The following is a 302-nucleotide window of genomic DNA, read 5'->3' on the forward strand; positions in this document are numbered from 1 at the left end:
AGTTGACTGTGCTCGCGATCAGATGCTCCTCACTCATGTATAAGTGAATTCTTCTTGTTTGGATCGGATGAATGATTGCTATCATTCTTGATTTAATCGCAGAAAAGAATCGAGTCTGGAAGAATGATCTTCCATCTCTCTCCTATCGCTATGCGGCTCTCAAGGTACGCGGGTGCGACCCCGGGGACCGGGTGCTGCGGGGACTTATCCTGGCGGACATCTACCGGACGGGCTCCTGCCCTCTATTCGAGTTAAGTTGATCTCTCTAAGAATGTATCTCCCTAGAAAGGAGGTGATCCAGC

This window comes from Collinsella sp. AM12-1 (genome assembly GCF_003472325.1).
In the GTDB taxonomy this organism is placed as follows: Bacteria; Actinomycetota; Coriobacteriia; order Coriobacteriales; family Coriobacteriaceae; genus Collinsella.